Below are 3,714 nucleotides of genomic sequence, written 5' to 3' on the forward strand. Positions count from 1 at the left end.
CCCCTGTCCGGCTCCGCCTCCGTACTCACGTCGGGCTCCGCCTCATCCGTCGTGGCGCTCATCGTTGGTCCTCCAGGCCGAGCAGGCCCGCCATGGTGGTGGGTCCGGCGGCGGGCAGCGCGGGCAGGGCGAGGGCGCCGGGAAGGGCCGGTCCCACGGCGGGCGTGGCCGCGGGCGATCCAGCGGTGGACGCCTGGGTGGACGTCGGCAGGACGGACCCGGGCTGCGCGGGCGTCGGCACCCCGCCACCGCCGGGGGCGTGCGCGGAGCCCCGTACGTCGGTGCCGGAGGAGGCGGGCGCGGTGCAGCGGGCCGCGGTGTTGAACGCGGTGGCCGGCGGGCTGGTGTCGAGGCCGTTGCGGTAGGTGGTGCTCCCGTACCCGGAGGTGCACGGCAGCGGCGAGAAGAAGGTGACCGCCATGCCGAAGTTCAGCTTGCCGTCCTTCACCGCCGAGGAGCCCGCGGCGGCCACGGCGGGCATCTTCACCAGGAACTCCTGGATGCCGTTCTGCCGGGTCACGGCGATGTCGGAGGTGGTCAGCAGGTTGGCCAGCACCACGCTGAGGTTGGGGCCGACGTCCCGCAGCAGCGCGCTGACCTGGGTCGCGGCGCCGGGCGCGGCCGCGATGAGCCGGCGCAGGTCGGTGTCGGAGTCGTCGAGCTGCGCGGCGAGTTGGTTGGCGCTGGTGGCGAAGTTCTTGATCGCGTCGGACTCGCCGACCTGGGTGCGCAGCACCGTCTGCCCGTCGTTCATGAGCGTGGTGTCGACGGGGAGGTTGGCGTCGGCGGCGGTCAGGAACTCGCTGCTGGTGTCGAGCAGGGACTGGAGGTTGTCGCCCTGGCCGCTGAACGCCAGGCCGAGTTCGTTCACATCGGTGCGCAGGGCGTCCAACGGCACTGACTGGGCGAGGTCGTTGACGCTGGTGAGCAGGTTGGTGACCGGCGCGGGCACCTTGGTGCTGGCCTGCACGATGGTCGAACCGCCGTGCAGGTAGGGCCCGTTGCTGGTGGTGGGTTGCAGGTCGATGTACTGCTCGCCGACCGCGGACAGGTTCGCGACGACCGCGGAGAGCCGGGCCGGGATGTGCGGGGCGGAGTTGTTGATCCGCAGTTCCGCCTGCACGCCGTCGGGGGTGAGCCGGATCGGGCCGACCCGGCCGACCGAGACGCCCCGGTAGGTGACGTCGGAATGCTCGAACAGGCCGCCGGTCTCCGGGAGTTGGACGTCCACCGTGTAGTAGCCGCGCAGGCCGACGTAGCGGCCGAGGTCGGCGTAGCGGACGCCGACGAAGCCGATCACGAGGACCGCGACGATCAGGAAGGCGATGTTCTTGGCGATGGTGGCGCGGGTCAACATCAGTGGCCCCCCGGGGTGGTGGCCGACGAGGAGGTGCGCGGTGCGGTGGTCGTCGGTGCGGTCGTGGTCGGTGCGGTGATGGTCGGTGCGCTGCCGGCCCCTGTGGTGGTGATCGAGGGCAGCGGCAACGGCGGGCTCTTCGCGGACTTGGCCGAGTTCGGCGCGGGGTCGGCGGGGTGTCCCGGGAAGGTGCTGTTGTCGGCCTGGAGTTCGGGGATGAGCTGCGTGCCGGGGGCCGCGGTGAGGTCGAGGTAGACGTTGAGGTAGTCGCCCTTGACGCCGTTGACCACCTGGTCGGTGAACGGGTAGGTGAGCAGCACCTGGAGGGAGTCGGGCAGGTCGTCACCGGCGTCGGCGAGCCGCTGGAGCGTGGGGCCGAGGGACTTCAGGTCGGCGACGATGTCGTCCTTGCTCCGGTTGACGGTGTCGGTGGCGACGCCCGAGAGGGTGTCCAGCGAGCGCAGCATCGTGACCAGCGAACCGCGCTGCTGTTCCAGCACCTTCAGGCCGGGGCTGAGGCCGGTGAGCACGGTGCCGATCTTCTGGTCGCGGGTGGCGAGGGTCGCGGAGAGCTTGTTGACGCCGTCGAGCGCGTCGGTGATGTCCTTCTTGTGGGCGTCCAGGTCGGAGACGAGCGTGTTGACCTGGGTGAGCATGTCGCGGACCGCGGGTTCGTTGCCGCTGAGCGCCTTGTTGAGCTGGGTGCTGATGGTGTGGATCTGCTGGATGCCACCGCCGTTGAGCACCAGGGACAGCGCGCCGAAGACCTCTTCGACCTCGGGGTTGCGGTTGGTGTGCGAGGTGGGGATGGTGGTGCCGGCTTCGAGTTTCCCGGTGGCGGGCTCGGTGCTGGGCGGGTCCGCGAGTTCGACGTACTTCTCGCCGAGCAGGCTGGACTGCTCCAGGTGCGCGTAGGCGTTCGCGGGCAGCTTCACATTGCCGTTGAGCTTCATGGTGACGATCGCCGACCAACCGCTGTGCGCCAGCGCGATCTTGGTGACCCGGCCGACGGCGACGTCGTTGACCCGTACCGATGCTTGCGGCACCAGGTCGAGGACGTCGGCGAACTGGGCCTTGACGGTGTAGGGGTGGCTGCCGAGGTTGGCGCCGCCGGGCAGCGGCATGCTCTGCACGTTGGTGAAGGAGCAGCCGGTGAGGGTGAGGGCGGTCGCGGTGAGCAGGGCCGCGGCGGCCGCGTGGCGCGCGTTCACTTGGCCGCTCCCTTGCTGCCGCTGCTGCTGTCACTGCCGTTGCTGCCGTAGACCGTGCCGACCGGTGGCAGCGGCAACGGCGGGGTGGTGCTGCTGCTGCCGGCGGAGGCGTTCTTCCTGGCCGCGGAGGAACCGGAGGAACCGGCCGTGCCCGCCGTGCCCGCCGTCTTCGTCGTGTCGGTCGGGTCGACGCTGCCGCCCATGCTCAGCTCGTTGATGTCGGTGCGGCCGTCGAGCGTGCCGGTCTTCGGGTTGTACGTGTTGAGGAGGTTGTCGGCGGCGAGCGGGGCGTCGTCGAGGAGTTCGGCGAGCGAGGCACGCTGGTCGACGAGCGTCTGGGTGATCGGGGTGAGCTTGGTGATGCTGGTCTTCAGCCGGCTGCGGTTGTCCTGGATGAACGTCTTCACCGAGCCGAGCGCGGTGGACAGTTGCTGCAACGCGCCGCCGAGGTCCTCCTTGTCGTCGGCGAGGAAGCCGCTGACGGTGGAGAGTTGGTCGGTGGCGGTCTTCACCTTGCCGTCGTTGTTCTTGAGCATGGTGGTGAAGGACTGGAGGTAGGCGAGGGTGGAGAACAGGTCGTCGCTGTGGCCGTTGAGGGTCTTGGTGGCCTGGCCGAGCTGGTCGATGCTGTTGCCGATGTCCTTGCCGTTGCCCTTGAGGTTCTGTGCCCCGACGTCGAGCAGGTTCGACAGGGCGCCGGTGGTGTTCGCGCCGTTGGGGCCGAGTGCCTTGCTGAGCTGGGTGACGGAGGCGTAGAGCTGGTCGATCTCGACCGGCGTCGCGGTGCGGCCGGCCGGGATGACGCCGTGGTCGGCCAGTTGGGGGCCGCCGGTGTACGCGGGGGTGAGCTGGACGTAGCGGTCGGCGACCACGCTGGGCGCGACCACCACGGCGCCGGCCCGCGCCGGCACCTTGATGCCGTGGTCGAGCCGCAGCGACACCTTGACCTGCTTGCCCTGCGGCTTGACGGACTCCACCGTGCCGACCTTCACGCCGAGGATGCGCAGGTCGGAGCCGGCGTACACGCCGACCGTACGGTCGAAGTACGCGGTGACGTGCTTGCCGGAGGGCCCGCCGAAGGCGACGAACCCGGCGGTGACGGCCGCGGCCGCGACGATCACCAGCACGACCACCACGGACACCACG

The 3,714-nt window shown here is 70.3% G+C and carries 3 protein-coding genes; all 3 read right to left on the reverse strand.

Translation table 11 applies throughout. The features are described from left to right. Positions 1 to 58 precede the first annotated feature (58 nt). The 3 genes from AC13HU_RS33935 to AC13HU_RS33945 are packed head-to-tail and all read right to left on the reverse strand — an operon-like array spanning position 59 to position 3,713. Positions 59 to 1,357, reverse strand: coding sequence for an MCE family protein (locus AC13HU_RS33935; protein ID WP_483045834.1), 1,299 nt, complete (start codon positions 1,355 to 1,357; stop codon positions 59 to 61). Further along, positions 1,357 to 2,568 carry an MCE family protein gene (locus AC13HU_RS33940; protein ID WP_483045835.1) on the reverse strand — a complete coding sequence of 404 codons (1,212 nt, stop codon included), beginning with the start codon at positions 2,566 to 2,568 and terminating at the stop codon, positions 1,357 to 1,359. Before AC13HU_RS33940 ends, AC13HU_RS33935 begins: the two co-directional genes overlap by 1 nt. Beyond that, complete coding sequence (locus AC13HU_RS33945) at positions 2,565 to 3,713, reverse strand: MCE family protein (RefSeq protein ID WP_483045836.1); 1,149 nt, start codon at positions 3,711 to 3,713, stop codon at positions 2,565 to 2,567. The genes AC13HU_RS33940 and AC13HU_RS33945 overlap by 4 nt, the downstream gene beginning before the upstream one ends. Position 3,714: the final 1 nt, after the last annotated feature.

The sequence above is a fragment of the Streptomyces sp. NH27 genome, from assembly GCF_056859195.1.